Source organism: Bacillus sp. 7894-2, assembly GCF_002272225.1.
GTDB lineage: Bacteria > Bacillota > Bacilli > Bacillales > Cytobacillaceae > Cytobacillus.
On the sequence record NZ_NPDG01000027.1, the window covers coordinates 1 to 3,408 of the forward strand.

The window sequence follows — 3,408 nt, forward strand, 5'->3', positions numbered from 1 at the left end:
CGAAGGCAGCCGCTCTGGCTAAAATGAAAGCGAAAGAGCAGGGAGAAACAAAGGAAGAGACACCTGCAGAAGACATGGATCTGGCGAAGCAAAAAGCCGCCGCAGCCGCGAAGGCAAAGGCAGCCGCCCTGGCGAAGCTGAAAGCGAAAGAGCAGGGAGAAACAGTGGAAGAGACACCTGCGGAAGATATGGATCTTGCGAAGCAAAAGGCAGCTGCCGCCGCAAAAGCCAAAGCCGCTGCCGCCGCAAAGGCGAAAGCAGCAGCTCAAGCAAAACAAGCAGGCGGGGATGACGAAAAGGCAAAAGCGATTGCAGCCGCCAAGGCCAAAGCCGCCGCCGCTGCAAAGGCGAAAGCAGCAGCTCAAGCAAAACAAGCAGGCGGGGATGATGAAAAAGCAAAAGCGATTGCAGCCGCCAAGGCGAAAGCTGCCGCAGCTGCAAAAGCAAAATTAGCCGCTGCAGGCAAAGCAGACGGAGCAGATGATGAAAAGGCAAAGGCGATCGCTGCAGCGAAAGCAAAGGCCGCAGCCGCAGCAGCCGCGAAGGCAAAAGCTGCCGGAAGCAAGGCTGACGCTGAACCAGCTGCAGAGAAAGCTCCATCCGTTAATCAGCCTTATCTTGATAAATATGTGAAGGTAATTGAAGAAAATCTGGGATCTGAGGTTCTTGAAGAGTACTATATTAATAATCTCTCCAAGGAAGTTCCGACTTTAGTTGCCAGAGCTGAATCCTATTTTAAATTGGCAGAATTCCTAAAATATAATGAACAGCTTGGCTTTGATTATCTGTCAGAGTTTCATGGCACTGATTTTGAGACCCACATGGAAGTGTATGCTCACTTATACTCATACAAAAAGCGCCAATCTGTTGCACTGAAGGTTAAAATTGACCGCGATGAGCCGGTAATTGATTCATTGCAGCCGTTATGGGCAGGAGCCAATTGGCCGGAATGTGAAGCGTATGATTTGCTGGGCATCCGATTCAAGGGACACCCTAATTTATATCGGATTATGCTGGGGGAAGACTGGATCGGGCATCCGCTGCGAAAAGACTATGAACCGTACGATGTGGAGGTGTAACCAATGCTGCGAACAGAAGAAATGCTATTGAATGTTGGGCCTCAGCATCCAAGTACTCACGGTGTGTTTCGCCTTGTTTTGAAAATTGACGGGGAGATCATCAAAGAGGCGAAACCGGTCATCGGCTACCTGCATCGTGGAACGGAGAAACTGGCTGAAAATCTGCAGTATACGCAAATTATTCCTTATACAGACCGAATGGACTATCTTGCCGCCATGACGAATAATTATATCCTTGTCCATGCAGTTGAAACGATGATGGATTTGAAAATTCCGGATCGGGCAGAATATCTGAGGATAATCACGATGGAGCTGGGCCGGATTGCCAGCCATCTCGTATGGTGGGGTACATATTTACTGGATATTGGGGCAACAAGCCCATTCCTTTATGCATTCAGAGAGCGTGAAATGATCATCAATATGCTGAATGAGATATCCGGAGGCCGCTTGACGTTTAACTATATGCGTGTCGGCGGCGTAAAATGGGATGCTCCTGAAGGCTGGATTGATAAGGTAAGAGAGTTTGTTCCATATATGCGGGAACAGCTCAAAGGCTACCATCAGCTGGTAACCGGAAACGAAATTTTCATGAACCGTGTCAAAGGGGTAGGAAAGTATACGAAAGAGGATGCTTTAAACTACTCGCTAAGCGGTGCAAATCTGCGCTGCACAGGCGTAAAATGGGATCTCCGCAAAGATGAGCCATACTCCATCTATGACCGCTTTGATTTCGATGTGGCGGTTCAGGACGGCGGGGATGCGTGGGCCAGGTATCATGTGCGCATGCAGGAAATTGAAGAATCACTAAAAATCCTTGAACAAGCGGTGGAGCAATTCCCGGCAGAAGGCGATATTCTGGCAAAAGTGCCGAAAATCATCAAAGCGCCAAAAGGGGAAGCATTTGTCAGAATCGAATCTCCAAGGGGAGAAATCGGCTGCTATATCGCGAGTGATGGAAAGAAGGAGCCATACCGGATGAAATTCCGGAGGCCATCATTCTATAATCTTCAGATTCTCCCAAAATTGCTTGAAGGCGAAAACATTGCGAACTTGATTGCTATTTTAGGGGCAATTGATATTGTCCTTGGGGAGGTGGACGGTTAATGGTAGAAGAACTTCTCCATTCCGAAGCAGGTCTGCTGAATTTCGGTATTTTCTTCTTGCTTGCCACCGTTTTACTATTAGTTGTTTTGGGGTTTGTTACTTACGCCATTCTGGCGGAGCGTAAAGTCATGGGATTTATGCAGCTGCGCCAGGGGCCGAATCAGGTCGGCGGACGTTGGGGGCTGCTGCAGACTGTTGCGGACGTATTAAAGCTTCTTTTAAAAGAAGACACCATTCCTAAGCTTGCAGACAGGCCGCTGTTTATTCTTGCACCGGTTATTGCGTTTGCACCGGCATTCATGGTGCTGGCGACAATTCCATTTACAGACAAACTGCAGTTTGCTGATATTGGAGTTGGATTGCTGTATTACATCGCCATTTCCGGGCTGACAACAGTCGGTATTGTCACCGGAGCATGGGCTTCCAATAATAAATATGCATTGCTTGGCGGAATGCGTGCCGCTGCACAGATGATTTCATATGAGATTCCACTCGTTATGTCTGTATTAGGGATTATCCTTTTAACAGGCAGTCTAAATCTGAATGAAATCGTAGAAGCGCAAAAAAATGGCTGGTTCATTATTTGGCAGCCTATTGCTTTTATCGTATTCCTGATTGCTTCAACAGCTGAGCTGAACCGTGTTCCATTTGACTTGCCTGAAGCGGAATCAGAACTGGTCGCCGGTTTCCATGTTGAATATTCCGGCTTCCGCTGGGCGTTCTTCATGCTTGCGGAATATGTATACTTTTTTGCCATGGCTTCATTGACAACCGTATTATTTCTTGGCGGGTGGCTTCCGCTGCCGTTCCTGGGGTTCATTCCGGGTGCCGTCTGGTTTGCTCTAAAGTTTACGGCTGTAATCTTTGTTTTAGTCTGGTTTCGTGTTACATTCCCGCGACTCCGTGCAGACCAGCTCATGGAATTTGGCTGGAAGGTTTTGCTGCCGGTAGCACTTGCGAATATTTTCTTAACAGCTTTGCTGAAAGAGTGGCTTAATATATTTTAATTGAGGACCGGCAATTTCTGAAATTGTCCAGCTCCAGGCGCCATCGGCTCTCGGGTCTAAGCCAACCCGACCAAAAGGTTAAAGAACAACCTTTTAGCCGGCTCGTCTTATGCTTGAGGCCCGCAGGAGGCGGGTCATGCAGATGTTGCCACAGGACGTGGCGGTCTTAGTCTGCGTTCCTTAATAAGCGGGCGCCTTCCGCATTTCTAAAATTGTCC

General features: G+C 48.2%; 3 protein-coding genes. All 3 read left to right on the forward strand.

Annotation, left to right across the window (positions count from 1 at the left end):
* The coding region (locus CHI10_RS05130) for an NADH-quinone oxidoreductase subunit C (protein WP_095243248.1) at nt 1-1,079 on the forward strand (1,079 nt) is incomplete at its 5' end.
* Nucleotides 1,080-1,082: 3 nt separating this feature from the next.
* Nucleotides 1,083-2,183 (forward strand): NADH-quinone oxidoreductase subunit D, encoded by a 1,101-nt coding sequence (locus tag CHI10_RS05135; RefSeq protein WP_095243249.1) that lies wholly within the window; start codon nt 1,083-1,085, stop codon nt 2,181-2,183.
* The gene (gene nuoH, locus CHI10_RS05140) at nt 2,183-3,190 is read left to right on the forward strand and encodes an NADH-quinone oxidoreductase subunit NuoH (RefSeq protein ID WP_095243250.1); all 1,008 of its coding nucleotides are present in this window, start codon (nt 2,183-2,185) and stop codon (nt 3,188-3,190) included. Before CHI10_RS05135 ends, nuoH begins: the two co-directional genes overlap by 1 nt.
* Nucleotides 3,191-3,408 lie beyond the last annotated feature (218 nt).

Excerpts from the sequence above, each read along its gene's own strand:
- CHI10_RS05135 (WP_095243249.1), top strand. The coding sequence starts at position 1,083 with ATGCTGCGAACAGAAGAAATGCTATTGAATGTTGGGCCTCAGCATCCA.
- nuoH (WP_095243250.1), top strand. The coding sequence starts at position 2,183 with ATGGTAGAAGAACTTCTCCATTCCGAAGCAGGTCTGCTGAATTTCGGT.